This is a genomic window from Desulfovibrio sp. JY (genome assembly GCA_021730285.1).
Classification (GTDB): Bacteria; Desulfobacterota; Desulfovibrionia; order Desulfovibrionales; family Desulfovibrionaceae; genus Solidesulfovibrio.
In genome coordinates, this window is sequence record CP082962.1 from 3,327,701 (window position 1) to 3,352,500 (window position 24,800).

Consider the following 24,800-nt stretch of genomic DNA (forward strand, 5'->3'; position numbering starts at 1 on the left):
CGAGGTGATTTTTGGGCAATTACGACGCGTGCCGCGACGTTTCCATCCTGTCCGTGGAGCCGGTCGGCCCCGAGGGGGCGGCCAAGGGCTGCTACATGCTGACCCTGGCCAATCCCGGATTTTCGCCGGCCGTGGCCGGACAGTTCGTCATGGTCAGACCCCGGGCCTTTCAGCAAAATCCCGTCTGGCCCCGTCCCTTTTCCATCTGCCGGCTTACGGCCGAGGCGCTGACCCTTTTTGTCCAGGTCTGCGGTCGGGGCACGGAGATCTTGTGCCGGCTGGTTCCGGGCGATACGGCCACGGTCTGGGGACCGCTCGGCCAGGGCTTTGCCCTGGAGCCGGAGGTGCCGACGGTCATGCTGGCCGGCGGGGTGGGCATCGCCCCGTTCGTGGAATATGCCGCCGGCCATCCTTCGCCGGAGCATCTTTCGCTTGTCTTCGGCCACCGTCTGCCCCTTTCCTGTTATCCATTCGACGCCTTTTCCGGGCTTAAGAGCGCGGAAGCCTTTCAGGAAAAAGGGCCGGACGATCTGGCCGCCTTTATCGCGCATCTGGAAACGACCATCGCCGGCCATGCCGATGGACTGGTTCTGGCCTGCGGCCCCCGTCCCTTCCTGGTGACCGTGGCGCGGCTGGCCCGCAAGTACAGCGTGCGGGCCCAGGTGTCGCTGGAAAACCGCATGGCCTGCGGCGTGGGCGGATGTCTTGGCTGTGTGGAGAAAAACGTCCTGGGCAGCTATGTGCAGACCTGCACCCAGGGACCGGTTTTCTGGGTCGAGGAACTGGCGCTTTCGGAGGAGTCATGAGCGTTGACGCAAGCGTGCGCCTGCCGGGCATGGAACTGAAAAACCCGGTCATGACCGCCTCGGGCACCTTTGGCTATGGTCTGGAATTCGCCCGCTACGGCGACCTGCGAAGCCTGGGCGGCATCGTGGCCAAGGGGCTTTCCCTTAAGCCCCGGGCCGGCAACCCCATGCCGCGCATCGCCGAGACACCGTGCGGCATGCTAAACGCCATCGGGTTGCAAAACTGCGGCGTGGAAGTCTTTTTGCGCGACAAGCTGCCGCGCCTGCCCTACGACGAAACGCCGATCATCGCCAACCTCTACGCCTGCGACGCGGACGAGTTCGCCGAGCTGGCCGGTGTGCTTTCCGCCGCCGAGGGCGTGGCCGCCCTTGAGGTCAACATTTCCTGTCCCAACGTCAAGGCCGGCGGCATCGCCTTTGGCCAGGACCCGGCCATGGCGGGGAAACTTACCGAGGCCGTGAAAAAGCGGGCCGGCGACAAGCCGGTCTGGGTGAAGCTCTCGCCCAACGTCACGGACATCGTGGCCATCGCCCGGGCGGCGGTCCTCGGCGGGGCGGACGCGCTCACCTGCATCAACACGCTGACCGGCATGAGCGTGGACATCCGCACGCGAAAGCCGCGCCTGGCCAACGTCATCGGCGGCCTGTCCGGCCCGGCCATCAAACCCGTGGCCCTGCGTTGCGTGTGGCAGGTCTGCCGGGCGGTATCCGCGCCGGTCATCGCCGTCGGCGGCATCAGCTGCGCCGAAGATGTGCTGGAATTCATCCTGGTCGGGGCGCACGCGGTGCAGATCGGCACGGCCAACTTCATGCGGCCGGACATGGCCTTTCGCATCGCGGAAAGGTTGCCGGCGCTCATGGAAGAGCTTGGCATCGAGAACCTGGAAGAATATAGATGTTCCATTCAAGTATAAGATGTTTGCAATTGACAAACGATAACATGTGGAGTATATTTATTAATAAATAATAAAATCAGATGTTTACATACCAAGCAATAGGGCTAATCATTTTCTTGGTGCCAGGTTTTTTGAGCATGGCATTTTTTGATATGCTAACACCAGCTGTTCGGCGCGATAGTTTGCAGCGGGTGGTAATGGCGTTGGTTTTGTCTCTCGTTATTTATTCTCTTTATTCGTTGGTATTTCGAAAGGCTCCCTTTGAGATTATTTCGCAAGAAAGCTATGATTTACAAATGGTTCTTTGGTTTTTTCAGGGTGGTAAAGTGTTGTTGATCTTAGTAATGTCATTAATGGTTGCAATTATTATGTCATTTTTTGTGAAATACGATTGGCATATGAAGTTTTTTAGATGGATAAAAATCACGGATAAAACCTCAAGGAATAATATATGGTTTGATGTTTTCACAGATATAAAATCTTATTTGATAGTTAATTATAAAGATGGGACTAGACTTTGTGGTTGGCCATTGTATTACGCTGATGATATAAAAGAAAAAGGACTTTTTCTATCGGACGTTAAATGGGTGCATGGTGAGCAGGAAGTCCTTCTTAATAGTTTTGGTGTTTTGATAGTTGATTTTAATGCTGTATCTACTATTGAATTTCTTAAAACAAAAAGCGCTGATGAAGTCTCTCGGAAGAGCGGGGATACTTATGAAGCAGCTAAGACAGTGTGTGGTCGTGAAGCGTCTGTTGAAGCAGAACGCCTTAATGTCACAGGGGCAGATTGATATCTTTAGTGATAAAAATCATACCGTGCATTTTTCTCTGGAGAAAGGAAAGGCAGTTATAGCTAGCCACCTCTTAAGGAAGAGAATTGTTATGGAAAAAATTTTGAGACAGAGAATTTTAATATGCCAAGGGCAGAAAGATACTCCTGGAGGCCATAAGGAACGCATCTTGCCCCCCCATGATCCTGAACAAAAAATAAGCTATAATCCCCCTCGCCAGGATGGCAATCCGCCTATTGTGACACCTGCACCCCCTCCTCCACCTAAGAAGTGAATTTTTCTTTGATCTTTCGCTGATTGGGGAGGCTGATTTATACTATTTGTGCTATATGAAGTAATTACAGCCACTTCTTCTTGCGGAACCAGGCCAGCATGCCAAGCGACAAGCCCAGCATGAGGCCCAGCGTGATGTAGTAACCGTAGTGCCATTTGAGCTCCGGCATGTACTCGAAGTTCATGCCGTAGAGGCTGGTGATGAAGGTCAGGGGAATGAATATCGTGCCGACCACGGTCAGAACCTTCATCACCATGTTCATGCGCATGTCGGCCACGGAAGAATAGACGTCGATCATGCTCGTGGCGATCTGGTTCAGCGTATCCACCGTTTCCACCACCGTCTTCACGTGGTCCACGATTTCGCGCAGGTATGACTTGGCGTAATCGCTGACTTTTTTCGAGTGCTTCTTGTGCGAGAGCGCCTGCAGCACTTCCCGAAGCGGCCAGATGTATTTGCGCAGGTAGGCCGTTTCGCGCTTCAGGTTGTAGAAATTCGACAGCGTCTCCTCGGTCTGGGCTTCGAACAGCAATTCTTCGAGCGTCTCCGCCTTGTCCCCCAATTTGCCGAGCGTGATCATGTACCGGTCCACGATCACGTCGAGCAGGGCCAGCATCAGGTAGTGCGGGTCGGATTTGCCGAGATGGCGGCCCTTGCGCAGCCGGTCCAGGTAATTGTCCCAAACGTTGTGGGCGTTTTCCTGAAAGGTGAAGACCGCCGCGCCGTCCATGGCGATGCTCACCTGTTCGGCGGTCGGGGAGTCCTGGTCCTTGTCCATGTCGATGAGTTTGAGGACCATGAACATGGAATCGCCGAACTCCTCGTATTTCGGCCGCTGGGTGGTGTCGGCCACGTCCTCCATGAGCATGGAAGGCATTTCGATGGCGTCGCCGACGGATTTGATCACGGAGATGTCGTGGACGCCGACCACCCGCACCCAGGTGACGCGGTCCTCGGAGGCGGGCGGAATGACGGGCGTTTCGCCGTGCTCGTAGCGGGTTTCGGTAAAGGAGCCGTCGCCGTACTGGATGACGTTGACGTAGGGGGCGAAGGTCTTGGCCGAACCGACGTAGGAAACGGTGCCGAATTCCTGGTTCGCCTTGACGTGCTGGGGACGCATGTGCCTGAGCATGGGGACTGCCTCGCGGGATGGTCTGGTGGATGGTACGAGCGGGCATTATAGCCGCAACGCCTCTTTCCGCCATGCCATGCCGTGTGACGTTTTGTCGACGACAGCCCGCCACACGGGCGTTCTCCCCACTCGCATTCTCTTTCCCCGTCCCTCTTCTCCTCCCCCTACCCTTCGCGCAGGGCGGTCACGATGTTCAGGCGCGACGCCCGCAGGGCCGGGAAGAAACCGCCGACAATGCCCATGATCATCGAAAAGGCCAGGGCCATGCCGGTGATCCACGGCGTCAGGGCGAATTTGAAGGACAGTTCGGAAAAGGTCTGGAAATTGGTGGTGGAGAAGGTGACGAACGAGAGCCCCGCCGCGAGCCCCACGCCGGCGATGCCGCCCAAAAGTCCGAGGAAGATCGATTCCAGGAGAAACGCCGCCAGAATGCTCGACCGGGAAAACCCGAGGGCCCGCAAGGTGCCGATCTCCGGGACGCGGTTGGCCACGGCCGAATACATGGTGATGGTGGCCCCGATCATGGCCCCGAGCGAAAAGATGGCTGTCAGCGCCACGCCGAGCACGGTCAGGAACTTGCGCATCATGTCCGACTGTTTTTCGTAGTAGCGGGTTTCGCGCCAGACCTCGGCCTGGAGTCGCGGGTCGGCCTCGATGGCTTCCTTGTAGGCGTCAAAAAGCCCGGGTTCGCGCAGTCCGGCCAGGACGATGGAATAGGCGTTGCGGCCGAAAGCCGGCATGAGCTGGTCCGCGTCGCCCCAGATTTCCGAGGAAAAGCCTGTCATGCCGGCGTCGAAAATCCCCACCACCGGCCACTGCCGCTTGCCGAAGCGCAGGCTCTGGCCAAGCCCGGCCCCCTCGAATCCCTTGGCCACGGCCTTGCCCACCATGATTTCCGACGTGCCCGGTCGGGGCAGGCGTCCGGCAATGATGCGGATTTGCGGCCGCAAGGGCAGGGAGGCCGCCTCGGTGCCGCGGATCACCACGTTGGAAACCTTGCCTGTGGATTTTTTGGTCAGGCCGATGAGCACGACGGATTCCTTGGCGGCAAGCGTGCGGCCGTCGCGACCCAGGGCGATTTCCGGTCTCGTGGTCATGGCCGCGGCGGCTTGCCGCTCAATGCCGCTTTGCACTTCCGTTTCCGAGCCTTTGCGCAGCACGATGGCGTTTCCGGGCGAGCCGGTTGCCACGAGCGTCTGGCGCAGTCCCTCGGCCAGCATGAGGGTGGCCGTGAAAACGAAGACCACGAGCGCCATGCCGCCGGCGGTCAAGGCGGTGGTGAGCCGCCTCGTTCGCAGGTTGCGCCAGGAGTAGGCCAGGGGAACGGCCATCAGCCGATCCTCCGAAAGGCCGCCGCGATGCGCACCGTGCCAACGCGCACGGCCGGGACGATGGCCGCGCACACCCCAACCAGCAGCCCGAAGCCGAAAGCCAGGAGGATGGTCTGGCGCGAGACGAAAAAGATGGGGAAGAACTGGCTCAGATAGGTGCTGAACCCCTTGGCGATGGGCGGCATCAGGGCCACGGCCAGAAGGGTTCCGGAAAGCGAAAGGATGAGGGATTCGGCCAGGAGCATTCCCCCCAGGGCCGTTGCGCCGAAGCCCAATGTCTTCATGACCGCGAATTCGCCCAGCCGTTCCCGGGCCGACATGGCCATGGTGTTGGCGGCCACGGCCAGGATGATGCCGATCACCACGTAGGAAACCACGGTGATGGCCATGAGGATGGCCTCGCTCATGGACACGAAGCCCATCTGGAAGGCTTTTTCGGTCTCGGTCAGGGTCTCGGCCTGGGAATTGACGAACAGGGCGTCGATGTTCTTGGAGATTTCCGCCGCCCGGGTGGCGTCGTCGATGCCGATCATGAAAAAAGCGATCTGGCCGGCCCGGCTGGGGGCGCGTTTTTTCATGGTCTCGTCGAGATAGGACCAGTGGAAATAGAGCACGGTCTCGTCGGTGTCGGGCCTTGCCCCTTTGTAGATGGCGCGGATGGTCAGGGGCCACTCGCCGGGAAAGATGGTGCCGCGCAGGGTGATGGTGTCGCCGATATGCCAGTTGAAGCGCTTGGCCAGCTTGCGGCCGATGATCGCGGCCTTGCGGTCGGCCAGAAAGGCCCGGCGTTCCTTTGGCGCGACCACGAGTTCCGGGTAGAGCTGGAAAAACTCCTCGGCCTCCATGGCGAAATTGGCGAAAAAATTCTTTTCGTCCTGATAGATGCCGCCGAACCAGTTGCCGGCGGCCACGATGTCGACCCCAGTCACCTGGCGGATGCGGCTTTTGTAGGCGTAGGGCAGGGGCTGGGTGATCGATATGGCGTTTCGGGTGACCAGCCGGTTGGCCGAGGAGGCCGAAACCCCGGCGTTCCAGGCGTCGAGGACCGTGCGCATGAGCCCGAAGGCGAGCAGGGCCACAGCCACGCCGATGATGGTGAGCAGCGAGCGCAGGCGGTGCCGGAAGGCGTTTTTTATGATCAGCCTAAGGAGCAACACGCAGTTCGCCCTTGTCGAGCTCGCGCACCAGATGGGCGGCTTCGGCGGCCCGGTGGTCGTGGGTGACCATGACGATGGTCTTGCCCAATTCGCGGTTGAGCCGGCCGAGCAGGGCCATGATTTCGGCGGCGCTGTGGCGGTCCAGGTCGCCTGTGGGCTCGTCGGCCACGATGATGTCCGGGTCGGTGACGATGGCCCGGGCGATGGCCACGCGCTGCTGCTGGCCGCCGGAAAGCTGGGACGGCTTGTGGTCGGTGCGGTCGGGCAGGCCCACGGCGGTCAGCGCGGCCAGAGCGTGGTCGGTGCGCTCCCGGGAGGAAAGTGCGGTCAAAAGCAGCGGCAGTTCCACGTTTTCCAGGGCCGAAAGCACGGGGATGAGGTTGTAGAACTGGAAAATGAACCCCACGTGGCGGCTGCGCCACTTGGCCAATTCCCCCTCGGTCAGGGTGGCGATGTCCGTGCCGCCGATGACGATGCTGCCGGCGTCCACGCTGTCGATGCCGGCGATGCAGTTTAAAAGCGTGGACTTGCCCGAGCCGGACGGGCCGATCAGGGCCAGGAATTCACCCTCGGCGATGTCGAAGCTGACGCCGGTCAGGACCGGGATGATCTGGTCGCCGCGCCGGTAGGATTTGGACAGGCCGCGGATTTCGATGAGGGACTTTTCGGCCATGGTTTTCCCGCCTCACTTGGAGAAATCGGCCGTGCGCCCGCCGGTCAGGGTGAGCAGATCGGCCGGGGCGATTTCCAACGTCCGGTCCGGTCGTCCCAGGCCGCAGTAGAGCGTCGGCGCGATGGTCAGCACATCCGCGTCCACGAGGACGATCGTTGCCGGATCGAGGGGGACGGGCGAGACGCTGCCCGGGGCAACGCCGAGGCGCGCCGGCACCTCGGCCGGGGACAGGGCGGCCAGATCGCGGCGGGTTCGTCCCAGGGCCTGGGCCAGGTCGGGATAGGCCACCCGGCGCGTGCCGCGAAGCGCGGCCAGGACCAATCCGCCGCCGCGCAGGCCGAAGGCGATGGTCTTGACGATGCGCGTGACGTCGAAGTCGAGGTTGTCCCGGGCCTCGTCCACGGTGCGCGTGGGGGCGTGGGCATGGACCGTATGGGGCAGCCCGCTTTGCCGCAGGCGCTCGAGCAGGCGGCGATGAACGTCGTTTTCTCCCGCGACACCCATGGGAGGCGGTGGCATGGTCATGGGCTGCTATCCTTCGGCCAGAGCCACGGCGTCGCCGTTTTGGAGCTTATCCGGGGGCGAGACAATGACTTTTTCCCCGGCTTTGACTCCCTTGGTCAGGGCGCGCATGTCCCCGAGGGCTTCGCCCGGGACGATATCGGTCAGCACCGCCCTGCTATCTTTGATAAGGAACACGGCCGGCTTGCCGCCACGGTTGATGACGGCTGCCTCCGGCACGGCCAGCCTTGGGGTGGTCTCGGCGGCCGTGAGCGGCCGGGAGAGAAAGGCCACCTTGGCGCTCATCTCCGGCAGCACCCGGGGATCGAGGGCATCGAAGGCGACCTTGACCAGCACGGTGGCCTTGGTGCGGTCGGCGGTGGGCACGATCATGTGCACCTTGCCGGGAAAGCGTTCGCGGGGGATGGCGTCGAGCATGATCTCGCACGGCTCGCCCACGGTCACCAGATGCAGGCTCGATTCGGACACGTCGACCTCGGCCGCGAGCGACTCCATGTCGGCTATGGTGACCACGGCCGCTTTGGAGGTGGAGGACGCGCCGAGAGGCGAGATGATGTCGCCCACGTCGGCGTTCTTGGTCAGCACCACGGCGTCGAAAGGCGCTTCGAGGTCGGTGTATTCGAGCTGGGCCTGGGCCTCCTTGAGGGCCTCGCTACGGGCGGCCAGGTTGGCCTTGGCCTGCTTGAGCGCCGCTTCGGCCTTGTCGAGTCGCGCCTTGGCCGTGTCGTGGTCGGAGCGGGCCACGTAGTCCCCGGCCACGAGTTTTTTCATGCGCGTGTAGTTGAGCTTCGCGTCGGTCAGTTCCGCGTCGGCCGAGGCGATCTGGAAGCGCGCCGCCTCCAGGTCGTGTTTGGCCTGGTCCCGGGCCGCCTCCACATCCGCGCTTTCCAGGCGCGCCAGCACCTGCCCCTTTTTTATCCGGCTGCCTTCCTCCACGCCGAGCCAGACGAGCTGGGCCGTGGCCTTGGTGGCCAGCGACGCCTTGCGCTGGGCCACGACGTAGCCGCTGGCGGTCAGCTTGGTGATGGCCCTGGAAGGGTAGGCCAGGGCCACGGTCGCGGCCTGCACGGTAAAGGTGCGGGGCGAAAGCGCCCAGGCGGCGATGCCGGCAAGTATGAGCGCCAGCAGAATAAACGGCCAGCGGGCGCGTTTGCGTCGTCGTGGGCCGCCGGGGCCGGATTGGGCTTTGTCGCCTTTGTCGATGCGCAGCGCGTTTAAGGTATCGCTCATGCGGCTCCCGTGAAATAGTTTTCCGGGGTCATGGCAACCCGGGGGGCCGGAGTCAAGGCGCAACAGGCCAAAATCTGTTACGGATTTTCGCGATTAGAGCCACAAACTGCCGGCCAGCTGGTCGATGAGCTTGCGATGTCCGGCCGGGAAGGCGTAGCCCCCCAGCTCTTCCGGGCGCACCCACAGGCTTTGCTGGGCGGCGGTCAGGGCCGGGACAGGGAGCTCGCTGTCGTTGCGGCCGCCGGAAAGGCGCAACAGGAAACAGTGCAGCGTCACCCGAAAGGTGGTGTAGCCGTGGCGGATGACGGCCAGCTTGGTCGCCACTTCCGTGGTAAAGGCCGTTTCCTCGACGAATTCCCGAACCACGGCCGCCTGGGGCGTTTCGCCGGGTTCGATGCGCCCGCCCGGAAACTCCCACAAGTTGGCCCAGGCCCCTTTGGGCAGCCGCTTTTGAATGAATATCCGGCCGGCCTGGAGCAGCACGCCCGTGGCGACGTCAAGCGGTGTGATGTCCTTGGCCTTGGACAGAACCGGGCGGTCGGCCACGATGCCGAGGTGTCTGGCCTGGCAGGCCGTCGCCACCGGGCAGCAGGGGCAATCGGGATTCTTCGGGCGGCATACCAGCGCCCCGAACTCCATGAGCGCCTCGTTGTACTCCCGGGCCCGGCCGGTCGGCAAAAGCGCCTGGGCGATCTCCAGGACCCTGGCCTTGCCGGCCGGCTCCTTGACCGGCACGTCGATGTCGCAGACGCGGGCCAGGACGCGCAGCACGTTGGCGTCCACGGCCACGGCGTCGCGTCCGCAGGCGATGCTGGCGATGGCCCCGGCCGTGTAGTCGCCGATGCCGGGCAAGGCGCGGATGGTCGGGAAGCTCCCGGGAAAAACGCCGCCATGTTCGGCCATGATCCGTTTGGCCGCGGCGTGCAGGTTTCTGGCCCGGCTGTAGTAGCCGAGGCCCTCCCAGGCCTTGAGCACCGCATCCTCGGGCGCGGCGGCCAGTGCCGCGATATCCGGGAACAACTCCATGAAACGGTTGAAGTAGGAGACCACGCGGTCCATCTGGGTCTGCTGGGCCATGATCTCGGAGACCCACACGGCGTAGGGATCGTAGGTGTCGCGCCAGGGCAGGGCGCGCTTTTTCGCCGCGAACCAGTCCAGAAGCAGGGGAACGAAGGCGTTTTGCTCGGTCATAACATCCTCGGGCGGTGGGAGATGTCCCGCTCGCGCCCTGCCATATAACCGATCAGCCCGCGAGGAAAGGCCGGCGCATTGCCAAGGGCCGGCGTTTCGGGAATAAACCAGGGGAAAAGAAATGCTGCGGGGAGGGATGGATGCGAAATTTTCTGGCGTGCTTCCTGGGGGCATGGCTGGCGTTGGCGGCGGTGGCCACGGCCGTGGCCGCAACCGGCGATATCCCGCCGGCCCTTGTTCCCTGGGAGGGGTTCGCCCTGCATGGCGCGGCACAGGAACTTTGCCCACCGCGCGGCAACGATGCCAAGGCGCGCCTCTGTCTTTTCCCCGCCAGCCTGCGCCTCGACGTGCAGGGCAACGGCGCTGATTTTTCTCTGCGGGCGCGGCTTTTCGACGAGAGCGCCGTCCCCTTGCCGACCGATCCTGGCGTATGGATCGAGAGGGTCACGGTCGGCGGCAGGGACGTTCCGGTGGTTGCCGGCGAAAAAGGCCCCGTGGTCTGGCTGCCGGCCGGCGCCTACGAAATGACCGGCCGTCTGGCCTGGAACCGGGAGCCCGAGGGGCTGATCCTGCCGGACGGCGTCGGGCTGGTGCGGTTGTCGCGCCAGGGCGTTGCCGTGCCGGTTGCCGTGTCCCCGGCCGGGGAGTTGCGCCTGGGCGGCGCGGATGCGGTGAAACCCGTGGCCAACGGCGAGCATGTGCGGGTTTTCCGGCTCCTTGCCGACGGCGTGCCCATGACCGTGACCACGCTTTTTCGCCTCGACGTTTCGGGGCTGGCCCGGTCCGTGACCTTGGCCGGGGCGGTCCCCCCCGGGGCGATTCCCCTGGCCGTGCGCGCGCCGGTTGCGGCGTCGCTTGGCCCGGACGGCTCGCTGGTCCTCGATGCCGGGCCGGGGCGCTACGATGTGGAGGTGGTGGCGCGTTATCCCGGGCCGGTGGAAAAAATCGGACCGGTCGCCGCGCCCTACGGCCGGGAAATCTGGTCCTACCGGGCCGATCCCAACCTGCGCCAGACCCGGGCCGAGGGGCCGGCAGCCATCGATCCCAAGACCGCCGACGTGCCGGAGGCCTGGAAAAACGACCCCGCCTTTGCCGTCGCCGCTGGCGCGACCCTGGCCATCCACGAACTCGGCCGGGGCGTGCCCACGGGGCGCGACGCCTTGAACCTGACACGCGAGATGTGGCTCGATTTTTCGGGCCAGGGATTGAGCGTCCGCGACACCGTCAGCGGGGAAAACCGTTCGGCCTGGACGCTTTCCCTGCTTGCGCCTGGGGCGCTCGGCCGGGTGGTCATGGACGGACGCGATCAGCCGGTGGTGCTCGTGGGTGGCAAGGACGCGCGCGGAGTGGAGCTGCGCACGGCGCGCCTGTCGCTTACGGCCCATTCCCGCTATCCCGATGCGTCGGCCGCCATTGCGGCCGGCGGATTCGACCGGGAATTCGACCACATAACGACCCGGCTCAACCTGTCGCCGGGCTGGGGACTTCTGGCGGCGTTCGGCCCGGACACGGTACGCGGCGGACTTTTGTCGTCGTGGTCGCTGCTCGACCTGTTTTTGGTCTTTTTGCTGGTCGTGGTCGCGGTGGGGTTGCGCGGGCCGCTTGCCGGCGCGGCGCTCGGGATCTTTTTGCTGCTTTCCTGGCATGAGCCGGACGCGCCGACCGGTGTCTGGTTGTTTGTCCTGGCCGGGGCCGGGCTGCTGCGACTGGCCGGCGAGGGAGGCCGTTTTGCCGACAAACCGGGCTTTCGCCGTTTTGCCATGTTCTTTTTCGGGCTTTCCCTGTTGTGCCTCATCGTGACGGCCATTCCCTTTGCCGCCGATCAGCTGCGCCGGGCGGTGGCGCCGCAAATCGGCCCCCCCGCTTTTTCGGGAGCGCCGGCCGGCGCGCGCCTTGCCGGGGGCAGGCCTCCCGCGCCGGCTCCCTCGGTCGCGCCCCGAACCTTTGCCCGCAAGAAATCCCTGGAAAACGCCCCGGACCTGCTGGAGATGGCCATGGCCCCTGAAGCGCAGGACGCGGCCGGGGGCGGGGGACGCCTCGAATTCGACCCCAATGCCGTGATCCAGACCGGGCCGGCCATGCCGGACTGGCATTTCGCCACCGTGACCATGGAATGGAAAGGCCCGGTTGCCAAGGGACAGACCCTGCGCCTCGTTTTCGTGCCGCCTTTCGTCTCCTCGCTTCTGGGGTTCGCCCGGGTGGCCTTTTTCGGGTTGGCTCTGTTTTTTCTCTGTGACCGCGCCCGGCTGCGCCGACTGCGCGACCTGGGCCGGCCCGCCGTGGCGGGTTTGGCTCTGGCCGTGGCGCTGACCGGCGTCTCGAATGTGTGCCGGGCCGGGGAGTTCCCGGACAAGGCGCTTTTGGACACCCTGCGCGACCGGTTGACCGAGCCGGCCCGGTGTTTCCCCCATTGCCTGGGCAGCTCGGGGCTGGATGTGCGCCTGGAAAACGGGCGACTGACCATGACCAGCCTTGTCGATGCCGCCGCCCGCGTGGCCGCGCCGTTTCCGGCCGTGTCCGAAAACTGGCGGCCCGATGCCGTGCGCGTCGACGGCGCGCCCGGGGCGGCCCTTTACCGGGAGGGGGAATCGCTGTTCGTGCTGCTCGAACCTGGTCGTCACGAGGTGGTGCTGTCCGGCCCGGCCCCGGGCGCTGTGTCGTTTCGCATCACTCCCGGCCTGTTGCCGCCCGGCCGGGTGCGGCTGAGCGCCCCGGGCTACCGGTCGCGGGGGCTGGACGGCCTGGGCGGACTCGCCGGGCCCCTGGAGCTGACCCGGGCCGAACCGGATGCCGCCGGCTCCGGGCCGACCGCGCCGACCGTCGACATTGCGCCCTTTTTCGAGGTGACGCGGACGCTGCGCTTCGGCCTGGCCTGGGAAGTGGAAACCGTGGTGCTCAGGCGTTCGCCGCTTGCCGGCACGGCGGTGGCTTCGGTGCCGCTTGTGCCAGGCGAAATGCCGGATACGGCCGGCGTGACGGTGAAAGACGGCGTGGCCGAAGCCTCCTTTGCCGCCGGCCAGGAGCGCGTCAGTTGGCGCTCGCACCTCGATCCTTCCGGCAAGCTTGCCCTGACCGCGCCCAACGGGTCGGCTATGGTCGCAACCTGGACCATCGAGGCCGCGCCCTTTTATGACGTGACCTTCCACGGCCTGCCTCCCGTCGGCATCGTGGCCGCAAACGGCTCCTGGCGGCCGCGTTTCACCCCCTGGCCGGGCGAAACCCTCACCTGCGACATCCGCCGGCCCAAGGCCGCGCCCGGGGAAACCCTCACCCTCGACCGCGCCGCGCTGACCGTGCGCCAGGGACGGCAGATGCGCGACAGCGAATTGTCCCTGACTTTCCGTTCGGCCAAGGGCGCGCGCCATGCGGTGCGCCTGCCGGCCGGGGCGGAAGTGACGCGTCTGCTCGTGGCCGGACGCGACACGCTGCCCACGGGAAAAAATGGGGAGGTGGGATTTGCCTTGCCGCCGGGCGTCACCGACGTGTCGCTGCGTTTCCGCGAGGCGTCGGGCACGGGGACTATACTGCGCACCCCGGCCCCGGATCTGGGCCTTCCCGCCGCTTCGGCCCGCACCCGGCTTGTCCTGCCCCCGGACCGGTGGCTGGTCGGAGTCTTTGCCGCAACCCGGCTCGGCCCGGCCGTGCTGTACTGGGGCTGGCTGGCGGTGGTGGCGGCGTTGGGGCTCGGCCTGGCCGCCATTCCCGATACGCCGCTTTCGCGCTGGCAGTGGTTCATTTACGCCCTGGGCCTGTCCCAGGCCACGCCGCTGGGGTTTGTCCTGGCTGCGGGCTGGCTGGCGGCCCTTGCCTGGCGGCGTCGCGTCGCACCTTCCGGGGCGTTTTCCTTCGACGTCGTCCAGGTGCTTATGGTGCTGTTGGTGTTGGCCGGTTTGGCGGCGCTCTACGAGACCCTCGACGCCGGGCTGCTCGGCCTGCCGCGCATGCAGGTGGCCGGGGGCGGCTCCACGGCCACGGAACTGGTCTGGACCTGGGACCGGGTGGCCGGGGCCCTGCCGTCGGCGACCGTCGTCTCCGCGCCCATGGCCGTTTTCCGGGCCCTGATGCTGGCCTGGGCGCTGTGGCTGGCTTGGTCGCTGCCGCGCTGGCTGCGTTGGGGGTTCGACAGCCTCACCACGGGCGGGGGCTGGCGGACACTGCGGTTTTCCTGGAAGCGGTCCGGGCGCGAGCGTCAGGGAAAAGACGGTGCAAACGGGTAACCCCTTTCGGAGTACAGGGGGTTCGCCTGGTATTTAGGCGCGCCGGGATGTCCGGTGCGTCTTGGTATGTTTCTTGAATAAATGAATCCCGTCGCAGTCGTGGCGACGGGAGGACGGCCATGGAAACCGGATATTGCTGCCTGTGCGGTCGCTTGATCGGGCACTGGGATTTTTACGCCAGGCGGGCGGAGGGAAAAATTTGCAGTCGGTGTGTCCTGGATCGGGGAATCCCGTTGTCGGGTCGGTTGTCGCGTAACGGTATGCGAAGGTCCAGAATCCACCAAATGGTTGCCGGAAAAGAATATTTGCTTCAGTAAATGACAAAGGCAAGCGGTCCGATACCGGTTTTGCCATTGTCCTGCGGATCTGCTAGAAGCCCCTTGTTCGGTTTTGCACAAAACTGAAAGAAGGGGAATGACGCCCATGCAGCTCACCACGCGCAGCCGTTACGGCTTGCGCATGCTTCTTGATATCGCCCTGCACGGGGGCGAACGTCCGGTCCGCATCCAGGATATCGCCAAGCGCCGCAATATTTCCGTGAAGTATTTGGAGCAGTTGATCCGGGCGCTTAAAAAGGCCGGTTTCATCAACAGCAAGCGCGGCCCGCGCGGCGGCCACGTCCTGGCCGTACCCCCCGAGGAAATCCGGGTGGGCGATGTGGTCCGGGCCCTGGAAAGCCGACCCGAACTGACCGAGTGCGTGGGCAACCCCGAAACCTGCCTGATCGCGGCGGACTGCGTTACCCGCCAGATCTGGGCCAGGGCCACGGAAAGCCTTTTCCGCGAACTCGACGCCATACGGATTTCGGACATGCTGGATCAGGCCCAGAAAGCCGAAATCCTGGGCCTGCCCTGCTGCTGACCGCCGGCTGTCGGCGTGGCGCGCCGACGGGATGGTATCCCGCCGGCATCCGTCGCATGGGATCGATGGTCCCGCCTGGGCCGGGCCGTTACAGGGCGAAGCGCAGTCCGGGCACGGCCGGGATGAGCTTAAGTTCGCGGCAGTGCTCGGCGAAATAGATCAGGCTCGCCCGGGCCGCCGCATCGAAATCGTAATTGACCACCCGCAAATAGGCGAGCAGGGCCTCGGGGCCGATCCAGTCCGGCCGTGAAGGCGCGCCCACCAGTTCCGGCAAGGTCCGGGGCAGGGCGGCGTTTATGGCCAAAAGCCGCTCATGCATCCGGCGAAGTCCCGACAGGCGCTTGTCCGCCAACCCCTCCCGCACGATCCACAAGGCAAAGACGAACGGCGTGCCGGCGTATTCGCGCCAGGCCTGGCCGAGGTCCGTCACGTGCCAGCCGGCCGGCGGCTCGAGATAGCGCCTAAGCGCCAGATCGCCGATTTCCACAAAGGGTTTTCCCGTGGCGAGGCCGGTCCCGGGCGGCACGGTCTCGAAACGGACCTCGGGAAATTTCCAGGCAAAGCGCCACAGGACCTTGAGCAGCGCGTTGGAGCTGGCCGAGGCCCCGGAGAGCAGCACCGGGTCGCCGGTGCGGGCCAGATGCCCGGGCAGCTCGGCCAGGGGAACCGGCGAGAGCAGGAGCACGCTTTGGATCGGGCTCGTGGCCGCCCGGATGCACAGGTCCGGCAGCAGGGTAAAGGCTTCGGGATTGGCCAGATAGGCGAAGGCCGAGGCCGGCGCAGCGTCGATGGCCCCGGTCGCCAGCGCGCTGTTGAGCGCGGACGGATGTCCGGGCACGTAGGTGATGTCCGGGCCTTCGGGAAAGGCCGGAACGAGCGCTTCGTAGAGCGGCCAGACGTTCAGGTAGGCGATGCGGCCAAGGCGCAGGGGGCCGTTGTCCTCGTGCGGCATGGAGGTACTCCTTGGATAAAAAACGGCCCCGAAGGTATTCCCCCCGGGGCCGTCAGGCAAGGCGAATTCCGGTGAACTAGGCGAGCTGGGCCAGCAGGGTCTCCTTGATGGAGTCGATGGAGCCTTCGCCGTTGAGTTCGATATATTTGGTTTTACCCTTGGCGGCCAGGTCCTTGTAGAAATAGGCGGCGGCCATGGTGCCGGTCTTGGTGTCGTAGTAGATGTCGTGGCGCTTGCCGATGGCGGCCTCGTCCTGGTCGTCGGCGCGGGTCTTGAGGTCGCCGCCGCACACCCGGCACTTGTCGCCGTTGGGCTTGATGGCGTCGATGAAGATGTTGTTGGGATGATTGTTGTCGTTGACGCACAGGCGACGGCCCATGATGCGGTTCTTGGCGACTTCGCGGGGCAGCAGGATCTCGATGACGTAATCGAGCTTCATGCCTTCCTTTTGCAGGGCGTCCCAGAGCTTCTCGGCCTGGACCATGTTGCGGGGGAAGCCGTCGAGCAGCCAGCCGCCCGCGCCCTTGGCCTTGAGCGTCTCGAGGATCATGGGGATGGTGATCTCGTCCGGGACCAGCTCGCCCTTGTCGATGAAGCCCTTGGCTTTCTTGCCGAGCTCGGTGCCGCCGCCGATATGTTCGCGGAAGATCGCCCCGGACTCGATATGGGCCAGATTATACTTCTTTTTCACCAGGGAACCCTGGGTGCCCTTGCCGCTTCCGTTGGGACCGAAGATAAGGATATTCACCGGGACAGCCTCCATGTTTGATTTTTCACAATCGGCTTCACTACCCTCCTGGACAAGCCCTGTCAATGGCTCCGCCCGGTTTCCCGCCGTCATCGGCCCGGTCGGTTTGGGGTGAAACGTGAGCGTCCGGCGGCCGACCCGGGCCGTCTTGTCACCGGGAAACTGGAACACCCGTCCGGTGGTCCGCTTGGCGACGGCCGCGTCCAGGGCGAAAAGCGCCTCGGCCAGGGCCTGACCCGGGCCGCAGGCGGAAAGCGCCCGGCGGTACAGGCGCAACCGCAAGGCCGGGTGGAGTCCGATAAGCGCCGCCATGGGGAGCGCGGTCGGGTCCGGGAAAACGGGCAGGGAGGCTTCGAGAAAGTCCTCGTCGATGCGGGCCTGCCGCCACAGCCTGGTCGCCGCCTCGCCATGGCGCGGGTTCTCGGCGGTGATGCGCGGCAGGATGTCCCGGCGTACCCGGTTTCGCCGGTAGGCCGGGTCGTCATTGGATGGATCGCGGAGGACGGGCAGGGAGAGGGCCGTTACGAACGCCTCGATATCGCTTCGGGGGGTCAAAAGGAGCGGGCGCAGGATGCGCCGCCCCGGATCGAGGGCGGCCATGCCGCCGAGCCCCGGCCAGCCCGTGCCCCGGATCAGCCGCAGGATCTGGTCCTCGGCCAGATCGTCGCGCTGGTGGCCGAGCACCGTCCAGGCCTTGGGGCGCTCCCGGCGCAGCTCCTCGAAGAAGGCGTAGCGGGCGATGCGGCCGGCATCTTCCAGGCCGGTGCCGCGCGTGCGGGCCAGGTCGGCCACATCCACGCGGCGCTCGTGAAAGGGGACGTCCCAGGCGGCGCAAAACGCCCTGGCGGCCGCGGCCTCGGCCGCGGATTCGGGACGGAGGCCGTGATCCAGATGGGCGGCTTCGAGGCGGGCGCCCAGGCGCGGGCCAAGTGCCGCCAGGACGGCGAGGAGGACGGCGGAATCCGGTCCGCCCGAAAAGCCGACGATCCAGGTCGCACCCCGGGGCGCATGGCCGCACTGCCCGACGAGAAATTCCTCCACACCAAGGCACAGCAGGGCCTGCTTGCGGGGGAGGGCGTCGAGGCGCGGCCGCGCGCCCTGCGGCGCGGACCGTTTCGAGGCGGGTGGCATCCGGGCCGGGTCAGACCGGAATGTCGAGTTCCCGGATGAAGTTGTCCAGGAAGTCGATCATCTGCTGGCGTTGTTCGGTGGTGCAGTAGCTGATGCAGGAACAGCGCAGCTTGCCCCGGCCGCGCACGAGCAGTTCGAGCTTGAGCCAGTTGCGGCCGGTTTCGAGAATGAGCATGTACGGGCCGCATTCGCCGTAGTGCTGCTGTTGCTCGTCGTTTAACATCTCCTGGGGGAAGGGGATGTAGTAGATGTGGTCCAGGGGGCCCTTGAAGCCTTTCTCGGCCAACTGGCGCTCGATGATCTCCATGTTGTCGGCGGAGACTTCGTCTATCAGGTAGGATCGCATGGCTTACTCGCTTGTATCCGTCGCGTCGGGGTTGGGGGCCTTTTCCCCGCCCATAGGCGGTTTCCGGTCCGCGTGGGCGTCGTCCGGCGTGTGTTCGCGGTCCAGGTTGTACATGCGGCGGGTGAGGTCGATGAACCTGTCCCCCTTTTCCTCCCTGGCCCGGCGCTTGAGAAAGATGATGGGCTCGTGCAGGAGCTTGTGGCTGATGGACAGGGACAGGGTCTCGATGGCCCGGCGGGTCTCGTCGGAAACGTCCGGACCCAGGCGTCGCAGGGTCTTGTGCAGTTCCCGGCGGGCGATATCCTCCCCGGTTTGCAGCAGGTCCACGATGGTCGGCTTGACGTCCAGGGACTTGAGCCATTCGCCGAAGCGTTCCACCTGCAGCCGGATGATGTCCCGGGCCCGGGCCGCTTCCTCGCGACGCTGGGCCAGGTTTTCCTCCACGACTTCCTGGAGGTCGTCGATGTCATACAAATATACGTTGTCCAGGCTGTTGACGTCGGGGTCTATATCGCGAGGCACCGCGATGTCGATAAAAAACATCGGCTTGTGCTTGCGGGCTTTGAGCACGCCCCGCATGTTCCTGGCGCGCAGAATGACATGGGGCGCACCGGTGGAGCTGATGACGATATCCACCTCGGGCAGGCGCGACACGAACTCCTCGAAGGCCACCGGGCGTCCCTTGAACCGCGCCGCCAGCTCCTCGGCCCGGGCGTAGGTCCGGTTGGCCACCAGGATCTCCGAGATCCCGGCGTTTAGGAGGTGCAGGGCCGCCAGCTCCGCCATCTCGCCGGCGCCCACGAGCATGGCCTTCTTGCCGGCCATTTCCCCGAAAATGCGCTTGGCCAGTTCCACCGCCGCGTAGCTGATGGAAACGGCGCTGGCGCCGATGCCTGTGGCCGTGCGCACCTTTTTGGCCACGGAAAAGGACTTGTGGCACAGCCTATTGGTGATGACTCCCGCCGTGTTGCAACTGACGGCGTGGCGGTAGGCCGCCTTGAGCTGTCCCAATATCTGCGGCTCGCCGAGGACCAGGGAATCCAGGCCCGAGGCCACGCAAAAAAGGTGCTCCACGGCGGCAAGTCCCTGGTGCTCGTAGAGGTGCGGGGCCAGGGCGGCGGCGTCCTGGCCGCAGTACTCGGCCCAGGCCTCAAGCACGACGGGCCGCACGTCGCGGCCGGGGTCGTCGGCCACGACCACCTCCACCCGGTTGCAGGTGGAGAGCACGAGGGCTTCGCGCAGGCGGGCGTCGCCGCGCACCAGAAGTTCGCCGAGTTTGGGGCGGTCGCCCAGGGCGAACGCTTCCCGGACATCAACGCCGGCGGTCTTATGGTTGAGTCCGAACAGGTATATTTGTTGCTCCATCGATATATCGCGCGAAACTATGGTGTGTTGGCACAAAAAAGTTGATGACAAGCAAGGACACGAGGGTCAGGCAGAAGATCCAGATGGCCAGTTTCGCGGTCTTGCGCCCCCGCCAGCCGATAAACAGGCGCTGATGGAACAGGAAGGCGAAAAGCAGCCAGACGCCAATAGCAATGATCTCCTTGGGATCATAGGAAAAAATACGGTTCCAGGTAATCTTGGCCCAGATGAATCCCGACAAAAGGCCAATGGTGTAGAGCGGAAAACCGGCGGCCACGGCCCAACGGTTGACCGTGTCGCAGGTGGACAGGGCGGGCAGGGCCTTGGAAAACTCCGAGAGCTTTTCCTTGGTCTTGATCTTGTGCTCCAGGTATAGGTAGGCCAACCCCGCGCCACAGGCCATGGCGAGGAGGCTGATGGCCAGAAACAGCGCCCCGATGTGCAGCCCGAAGAACAGTCCCCCCAGGGCCTTGGGCAGCGGCATGCGCTGGGCCGTGACCGCCTGGGAGGAGAGGAACAGAAACAGGGCCAACGGGGCGGCCAAAAGTCCCAGCATCTCGAGGCGCAGCCGCCACCAGAGAAACAGGCAGATGAGCAGCAGGCTCCAGGCGAGCAGGCTGAAGTAGAATTCGCCCAGGAGCAAGGCCGCGCCGCCTTCTGTCGCCAGCAGCACGACAAGGTCCACGGTGTGCAGCACAAAGCCGGTCACGGTGAGGCCTTCGCCCGCGCGACGAAGCGGCCGCCTGCCTGAAACCACACCCAGCAGATGCAGGGTGGCCCCGAGGAAGTAGGCGCTAAGGACCAGGATGAAAAGGACGTTAAGCGCCGGCATGGACAAGGGCTCCCGAAACCAGCTCGCTGGCATCGTCGTGCAGGGGCGCGGGCAGGATGTCCCGCAGCACGGCCTCGGCGGCGGCCGCGTCGCCGCGCTTGAGGGTCTCGATCAGGCTCGAATTGACCAGTTCACGAAAAATCCTGGAATTCTCGGGACTCCCCAGGCCAAGTCCCAGTACCATGGGCCGCAGATTGCTCATGAGCACAAGCAGAGCCCCATATTCCGAACCAAGAAAATCTCCCAGCCCCTGCCGGATCTTGCGGGCCAGAGCCGGCGAGCCGCCGCCCGTGGAAATGGCCACGGTCAGCTCGCCCTGGGTATAGAGCGCCGGCACGATGAAGCTGCACTTTTCCGGCTGGTCCACGATATTGCACAAGATGCCCCGGCGTTCGCATTCCCGGCTGATTTCCCAATTGAGCGCCTCGTCGTCCGTGGAAGCGATGACCAGGAACCGGCCGTCGAGGTCGGCGGGGGTAAATGGCCGGCAGGCGAAAACCACGGCCGGATGGGCGAGCGCCTCGGCACAGGATTCATCCGGGACGATCATGTCGAGGACGAGGATTTCCGCCGCGCCGCAGGCGGCAAGCGTGGCGATCTTGCGCCGGCCGACCTGGCCCGCGCCCACCACAAGGCACCGTTTGCCCTGCAGATTGACGTAAATTGGATAATACCGCATGGATGATTCCTATAACAGAAGAAGATTGGAACCGGAAAGGTATTTTTTTCACATGTATTTTTCAGTCCTGTAAACGCGGTGCATGGTATGGCGCGCTTTCTCGTTTTGCAACTGGCCCGCCTGGGGGACCTCGTTCAGACCCGGCGGCTGCTGTCGGGACTCGACCGCGCGGCCCGGCGCACCGGCGGGGAAGTGCATCTGGCCGTGGACCATTCCCTGGCCGACCTGGCGGCGCGGCTTTATCCCTTTGCCGTCATCCACGGCCTGCCGGCCCATGGGGCGGCTGGGCTCGACGCCCTGGCCGCGACCGGGCGGGTGCTGGCGGCTGGCCGGGAATTTGCCGTCCTGGCTGAGATCGGCTTCGAGAAGGTCTTCTGCCTCAATTTCTCGCCGCTCGGCATGGCGGTTGCTGCCATGTTTCCTCCCGAGGTCCAGCGCGGCTACCGGCAAAGCGCCGGCCAGGCCGACAAGGACCCGCTGTTGCGCCTTATCTTCCGTCTGGCCCGGGACAGGCGCGGCGGCGGCATCAATCTGGCCGACATCTGGGCCCACCTGGGCGACGAGCCCGTGCCGCCGGAAACGGTCAACCCGCAGGCCGCGCCCCGTGGCGGCGGCATCGGCGTGGCCCTGGCCGGGCGCATGGCCCGCCGGTCGCTTCCCCCCGAGGTGCTGGCATCGGTCGTGCGCACGCTCTTTCGGGCGACGGGAGCCGGGCGGGTGCTGCTTTTCGGCACGGCATCCCAGGCCGGCGAGGCCCGGGCGCTTCTGCGCAAGCTCGACCCCGCCGTGCGGGACGCCTGCCGGGACCTGACCGGCCAAACCGACTTGCAAGGTCTTGCCGAGGCCGTATCTTCCCTCGACCGGCTGGTGACGCCGGACACCGGGGCCATGCATCTGGCCGCTTTTTACGGCGTGCCGGTGACGGCCTTTTTTTTGTCCTCGGCCTGGTGCCATGAAACCGGTCCTTACGGCGTCGGGCACACGGTCTGGCAGGCCGTGATACCGTGCGCCCCCTGTCTGGAATCCGCGCCCTGCGGCCATGGGCTTGTCTGCCTGCCGCCCTTTGCCGACCCGGGGTTCGCCCGGGCCCTGGCCGGATCGACCAAGGCCTCGCCCCCGGCCGGGCTTGTCGGCATGACCACGGGATGCGACGCTCTCGGGGCGGTCTGCCGACCGGTATGCGGCGAGGACCCGACCGAAGCGGCGCGCGCGGCATTTCGCGCCTTTCTCACGCGCCGCCTGACCGGCGTCGTGGCGGAGGCGAACCTGGGCCACGATCTGGCCCAATCCTCGTATCTGGAAACGGACTGGGTGTTGCCGCCGGCGGGCCGGCCCCTGGCCGGGGAGTGGTGATCGCATGGATTTCGGGCGGGCGCTGCGCATCCTCATCGTGTTGCCCATGTACGGGGGATCGCTTCCCATCGGGCGGTATTGCGCCTCGGCCTGCGCGGGCCTGGGGCATGTGGTCGAGACCTTCGAGTCCCCGGATTTTTACGGGGCCTTTTCGGCCCTCAAGAAACTGCGGGTGACGTCCGACAGGCTGGAATACTTGGAGAACAGCTTTCTTCAGGTCGTGTCCCAGGCCGTTTGCGCCAAGGTCGAGACCTTCGGCCCGGACCTCGTGTTGTCCATGGCTCAGGCTCCGCTGTCGCGCCAGGCCCTGAAACGCCTGCGCCGCGACGGCGTGCGCACGGCCATGTGGTTTGTCGAGGATTTCCGGCTTTTCACCTACTGGGAGGCCTTCGCGCCATTCTACGACGTCTTTGCCGTGATCCAGAAGGAGCCGTTCCCGGAAAAGCTCGCCGCCCTCGGCCAGGAAAACGCGCTCTACCTGCCCCTGGCCGCCGATCCGGCCGTGCACCGGCCCCTCGAACTTTCCCCCGTGGACAGGCGCCTCTACGGAGCCGAGGTGTCGTTTATGGGCGCGGGCTATCCCAACCGCCGCCTGGCTTTTGCCGAACTGCTCGACTTCGGACTCGGCATCTTCGGGAGCGATTGGGACGGCGACGCGCGGCTGGCCCCCCATGTGCGCCTGGAAGGACGGCGTCTGTCCACCGAGGAGACGGTCAAGGTGTTCAATGCCGCCACGATAAACCTCAACCTGCACTCGAGCATCGGCGTGGAAAAGCTCGTGACCGGGGGCGATTTCGTCAATCCCCGCACCTTCGAACTGGCCATGTGCGGCGCGTTTCAACTCGTCGATACGCGCGCGCTTTTGCCGGAACTTTTCGCCGATGACGAGTTGGCCCGGTTCGGGAGCCTCGGCGAGCTCAAGGAGCGCTTGAACTATTACCTGGCCAGGCCCGAGGAGCGGGCGGCCTTGGCTTCGCGGGCCAGAAGCCGCGCCCTGGCCGACCACACCTACGCGGCCCGCATGGATACGCTGCTCGCCTTCACGGCCGAGCGCTTTCCGGGCTGGCCGGCAGCGAAGCGGGAAGACGCGGCGCTTTCCGGACTGCCGCCTGCGATGCGGGAGGAGTTGTCGGCCCTGCTTGGGGAACTGTCGCTCCCGGCCGACGTGTCCTTCGACGATCTCATCTGGGCCGTGCGCGCCCGCCAGGGACGGCTCTCACCACTCGAGACCTCGCTGCTTTTTCTCGACGAATGGCGCAAGCAGTATAGTCATTAGAAAGGAGGGGAAATGCGAGAGGGGAAACCCTTTGAAAAGGGTTTCCCCTCTCGCGCTCTCCCTTTCTGAAACTTTTGACGGAAAGTCCTTCCGACGATGTGCCCCCGGGGGAGAGCCTTTACGCTTACCGCTTAATTTCCAGGGCCTTTTGCATCATTTCGTCGGCCGTGGTCACCACCTTGGAATTGGACTGGAAGGCGCGTTGCAAGGTGATGAGGTTGACCATTTCCGTGGCCATGTCCACGTTGGACGATTCGAGGGTGTAGCCCGAGACGCTGTCGAACACGCCGGAGTTGGCTCGTCCCAGTCTCGCGTCGCCCGATTCCTTGGTGGCGGACAGCAGGTTGTTGCCGTCCCGGTACAGATCGGTGGGGTTGACGAAGTCCGCCAGGGCCACGACGTATAGGCCGAGGGTCTGCCCGTTGGAGAAAGTCCCCGAAACCACGCCGTTTTCATCCACGCTGGTGCTGATGAGCTCGCCCGAGGCATAGCCGTCCTGGGTGGAGGAAACGGTATAGGAAGAGGTGGCGTAGCTGGTGGAACAGGTGGCGGCGTTTTTGGTGCTGGAGCTGGTGAAGCCCGCATTGGCGCTGGTCAGGGTGCCGATATCGGCGGCGCTCGCCGGGCCGTTGGCGTCCCAGCTCGCGGTGGTGGAGGACAGGCCGTTCTTGAAGTCGATGGTCTGGCTGGACAGGATATTGGAGGCGTTTGAGACCGAGCGGAACGTGGCGCTCAGTTGCGGCTCGCCTGACGAGTCGAGGGCGGCCTGGGTCCAGGAGGACAGGCTGGTGGCGTCGCCTCCGGACGGCGTGAAGGCTGTTTCGTTTTCCAACTCGCCCTGGGTGGAGAAGGTGAGCGTGCCGATCATGAGCACGCCGGCCTTGCTCGTGCCACTGGTGGTGGAGCTGCCATCGTCCGCGGGCGGCATCGTCACCATGTATTCCCAGTACTCCTTGCCGTTTTCGTCCGACACTTTGGAGTAGTATGTCGTGAGGGTGTGGGCGCCGCCCTCGGAATCGTAAACCTTGATGTCG

The 24,800-nt window shown here is 64.7% G+C and carries 21 protein-coding genes (1 of these 21 cut by a window edge); 7 read left to right on the top strand and 14 right to left on the bottom strand.

From position 1 onward, the window contains the following. The first annotated feature begins 11 nt into the window (after positions 1-11). From K9F62_14825 to K9F62_14835, 3 genes are all read left to right on the top strand, one after another. On the top strand, positions 12-806 hold the full coding sequence (locus tag K9F62_14825; GenBank protein ID UJX39980.1) for a dihydroorotate dehydrogenase electron transfer subunit: 795 nt from the start codon (positions 12-14) through the stop codon (positions 804-806). Then, positions 803-1,720: a dihydroorotate dehydrogenase gene (locus K9F62_14830; GenBank protein UJX39981.1), complete on the top strand. Its 918-nt coding sequence runs from the start codon at positions 803-805 to the stop codon at positions 1,718-1,720. The genes K9F62_14825 and K9F62_14830 overlap by 4 nt, the downstream gene beginning before the upstream one ends. Positions 1,721-1,782: 62 nt before the next feature. Then, entirely contained in the window at positions 1,783-2,496 is a 714-nt protein-coding gene (locus tag K9F62_14835; protein ID UJX39982.1) for a DUF6338 family protein, read from the top strand. Positions 2,497-2,834: 338 nt separating this feature from the next. On the opposite strand, the gene corA is transcribed toward K9F62_14835, so the two are convergent. From corA to mutY, 7 genes are all read right to left on the bottom strand, one after another. Beyond that, on the bottom strand, positions 2,835-3,902 hold the full coding sequence (gene corA / locus K9F62_14840) for a magnesium/cobalt transporter CorA (protein UJX39983.1): 1,068 nt from the start codon (positions 3,900-3,902) through the stop codon (positions 2,835-2,837). 164 nt (positions 3,903-4,066) lie between these two features. Beyond that, positions 4,067-5,233, bottom strand: a complete 1,167-nt coding sequence (locus K9F62_14845) for an ABC transporter permease (protein UJX39984.1) — start codon at positions 5,231-5,233, stop codon at positions 4,067-4,069. Further along, entirely contained in the window at positions 5,233-6,390 is a 1,158-nt protein-coding gene (locus K9F62_14850) for an ABC transporter permease (GenBank protein ID UJX39985.1), read from the bottom strand. Before K9F62_14850 ends, K9F62_14845 begins: the two co-directional genes overlap by 1 nt. Further along, on the bottom strand, positions 6,377-7,063 hold the full coding sequence (locus K9F62_14855) for an ABC transporter ATP-binding protein (GenBank protein ID UJX39986.1): 687 nt from the start codon (positions 7,061-7,063) through the stop codon (positions 6,377-6,379). Before K9F62_14855 ends, K9F62_14850 begins: the two co-directional genes overlap by 14 nt. Positions 7,064-7,075: 12 nt before the next feature. Then, on the bottom strand, positions 7,076-7,588 hold the full coding sequence (locus K9F62_14860; GenBank protein UJX39987.1) for a YbaK/EbsC family protein: 513 nt from the start codon (positions 7,586-7,588) through the stop codon (positions 7,076-7,078). Between the two features lie 6 nt (positions 7,589-7,594). Continuing rightward, entirely contained in the window at positions 7,595-8,815 is a 1,221-nt protein-coding gene (locus tag K9F62_14865; protein ID UJX39988.1) for an efflux RND transporter periplasmic adaptor subunit, read from the bottom strand. A 93-nt stretch (positions 8,816-8,908) separates the two neighbouring features. Beyond that, complete coding sequence (gene mutY / locus K9F62_14870; GenBank protein UJX39989.1) at positions 8,909-10,006, bottom strand: A/G-specific adenine glycosylase; 1,098 nt, start codon at positions 10,004-10,006, stop codon at positions 8,909-8,911. 140 nt (positions 10,007-10,146) lie between these two features. Between mutY and K9F62_14875 the strand changes: the two genes are divergently transcribed. Together K9F62_14875 and K9F62_14880 are read left to right on the top strand one after the other, a co-directional pair. Then, positions 10,147-14,223 carry a hypothetical protein gene (locus tag K9F62_14875; protein UJX39990.1) on the top strand — a complete coding sequence of 1,359 codons (4,077 nt, stop codon included), beginning with the start codon at positions 10,147-10,149 and terminating at the stop codon, positions 14,221-14,223. A gap of 423 nt (positions 14,224-14,646) precedes the next feature. Beyond that, entirely contained in the window at positions 14,647-15,084 is a 438-nt protein-coding gene (locus K9F62_14880; protein UJX39991.1) for an Rrf2 family transcriptional regulator, read from the top strand. Between the two features lie 88 nt (positions 15,085-15,172). Here the strand turns inward: K9F62_14880 and K9F62_14885 are convergent, their stop codons facing one another. The 6 genes from K9F62_14885 to K9F62_14910 all read right to left on the bottom strand — a co-directional run bounded on the left by K9F62_14885 (position 15,173) and on the right by K9F62_14910 (position 21,137). After that, entirely contained in the window at positions 15,173-16,036 is an 864-nt protein-coding gene (locus tag K9F62_14885; GenBank protein UJX39992.1) for a menaquinone biosynthesis protein, read from the bottom strand. Between the two features lie 76 nt (positions 16,037-16,112). Further along, a complete protein-coding gene (locus K9F62_14890; protein ID UJX39993.1) occupies positions 16,113-17,915 on the bottom strand; it encodes an adenylate kinase in 1,803 nt (600 codons plus the stop codon). 10 nt (positions 17,916-17,925) lie between these two features. Next, complete coding sequence (locus tag K9F62_14895) at positions 17,926-18,261, bottom strand: hypothetical protein (GenBank protein UJX39994.1); 336 nt, start codon at positions 18,259-18,261, stop codon at positions 17,926-17,928. Positions 18,262-18,264: 3 nt separating this feature from the next. After that, positions 18,265-19,626 carry a glutamyl-tRNA reductase gene (gene hemA, locus K9F62_14900; GenBank protein UJX39995.1) on the bottom strand — a complete coding sequence of 454 codons (1,362 nt, stop codon included), beginning with the start codon at positions 19,624-19,626 and terminating at the stop codon, positions 18,265-18,267. Further along, positions 19,589-20,458 carry a cytochrome c biogenesis protein CcsA gene (gene ccsA / locus K9F62_14905; protein ID UJX39996.1) on the bottom strand — a complete coding sequence of 290 codons (870 nt, stop codon included), beginning with the start codon at positions 20,456-20,458 and terminating at the stop codon, positions 19,589-19,591. Before ccsA ends, hemA begins: the two co-directional genes overlap by 38 nt. Beyond that, entirely contained in the window at positions 20,445-21,137 is a 693-nt protein-coding gene (locus K9F62_14910) for a bifunctional precorrin-2 dehydrogenase/sirohydrochlorin ferrochelatase (GenBank protein ID UJX39997.1), read from the bottom strand. Before K9F62_14910 ends, ccsA begins: the two co-directional genes overlap by 14 nt. A gap of 87 nt (positions 21,138-21,224) precedes the next feature. Between K9F62_14910 and K9F62_14915 the strand changes: the two genes are divergently transcribed. Both K9F62_14915 and K9F62_14920 read left to right on the top strand, forming a co-directional pair. After that, entirely contained in the window at positions 21,225-22,490 is a 1,266-nt protein-coding gene (locus K9F62_14915) for a glycosyltransferase family 9 protein (GenBank protein ID UJX39998.1), read from the top strand. A gap of 4 nt (positions 22,491-22,494) precedes the next feature. Beyond that, complete coding sequence (locus K9F62_14920) at positions 22,495-23,766, top strand: glycosyltransferase (GenBank protein ID UJX39999.1); 1,272 nt, start codon at positions 22,495-22,497, stop codon at positions 23,764-23,766. A 124-nt stretch (positions 23,767-23,890) separates the two neighbouring features. On the opposite strand, the gene K9F62_14925 is transcribed toward K9F62_14920, so the two are convergent. Beyond that, a protein-coding gene (locus K9F62_14925) for a flagellar hook-basal body complex protein (GenBank protein ID UJX40000.1) crosses the window boundary here: on the bottom strand, positions 23,891-24,800 show its 3' portion. 650 nt of this gene lie beyond the right edge of the window; the window shows 910 of its 1,560 coding nt (coding positions 651-1,560); its start codon lies off the right edge, out of view; its stop codon occupies positions 23,891-23,893.

What these genes read in the sequence shown, in the direction of transcription:
- K9F62_14835 (UJX39982.1), top strand. Translation starts at nt 1,783, where the DNA reads ATGTTTACATACCAAGCAATAGGGCTAATCATTTTCTTGGTGCCAGGT.
- K9F62_14895 (UJX39994.1), bottom strand. Translation starts at nt 18,261, where the DNA reads ATGCGATCCTACCTGATAGACGAAGTCTCCGCCGACAACATGGAGATC.
- ccsA (UJX39996.1), bottom strand. Translation starts at nt 20,458, where the DNA reads ATGCCGGCGCTTAACGTCCTTTTCATCCTGGTCCTTAGCGCCTACTTC.
- K9F62_14890 (UJX39993.1), bottom strand. Translation starts at nt 17,915, where the DNA reads ATGCCACCCGCCTCGAAACGGTCCGCGCCGCAGGGCGCGCGGCCGCGC.
- K9F62_14910 (UJX39997.1), bottom strand. Translation starts at nt 21,137, where the DNA reads ATGCGGTATTATCCAATTTACGTCAATCTGCAGGGCAAACGGTGCCTT.
- K9F62_14860 (UJX39987.1), bottom strand. Translation starts at nt 7,588, where the DNA reads ATGACCATGCCACCGCCTCCCATGGGTGTCGCGGGAGAAAACGACGTT.
- K9F62_14830 (UJX39981.1), top strand. Translation starts at nt 803, where the DNA reads ATGAGCGTTGACGCAAGCGTGCGCCTGCCGGGCATGGAACTGAAAAAC.
- mutY (UJX39989.1), bottom strand. Translation starts at nt 10,006, where the DNA reads ATGACCGAGCAAAACGCCTTCGTTCCCCTGCTTCTGGACTGGTTCGCG.
- hemA (UJX39995.1), bottom strand. Translation starts at nt 19,626, where the DNA reads ATGGAGCAACAAATATACCTGTTCGGACTCAACCATAAGACCGCCGGC.
- K9F62_14920 (UJX39999.1), top strand. Translation starts at nt 22,495, where the DNA reads ATGGATTTCGGGCGGGCGCTGCGCATCCTCATCGTGTTGCCCATGTAC.
- K9F62_14855 (UJX39986.1), bottom strand. Translation starts at nt 7,063, where the DNA reads ATGGCCGAAAAGTCCCTCATCGAAATCCGCGGCCTGTCCAAATCCTAC.
- corA (UJX39983.1), bottom strand. Translation starts at nt 3,902, where the DNA reads ATGCTCAGGCACATGCGTCCCCAGCACGTCAAGGCGAACCAGGAATTC.
- K9F62_14880 (UJX39991.1), top strand. Translation starts at nt 14,647, where the DNA reads ATGCAGCTCACCACGCGCAGCCGTTACGGCTTGCGCATGCTTCTTGAT.
- K9F62_14875 (UJX39990.1), top strand. Translation starts at nt 10,147, where the DNA reads ATGCGAAATTTTCTGGCGTGCTTCCTGGGGGCATGGCTGGCGTTGGCG.
- K9F62_14865 (UJX39988.1), bottom strand. Translation starts at nt 8,815, where the DNA reads ATGAGCGATACCTTAAACGCGCTGCGCATCGACAAAGGCGACAAAGCC.
- K9F62_14915 (UJX39998.1), top strand. Translation starts at nt 21,225, where the DNA reads ATGGCGCGCTTTCTCGTTTTGCAACTGGCCCGCCTGGGGGACCTCGTT.
- K9F62_14885 (UJX39992.1), bottom strand. Translation starts at nt 16,036, where the DNA reads ATGCCGCACGAGGACAACGGCCCCCTGCGCCTTGGCCGCATCGCCTAC.
- K9F62_14845 (UJX39984.1), bottom strand. Translation starts at nt 5,233, where the DNA reads ATGGCCGTTCCCCTGGCCTACTCCTGGCGCAACCTGCGAACGAGGCGG.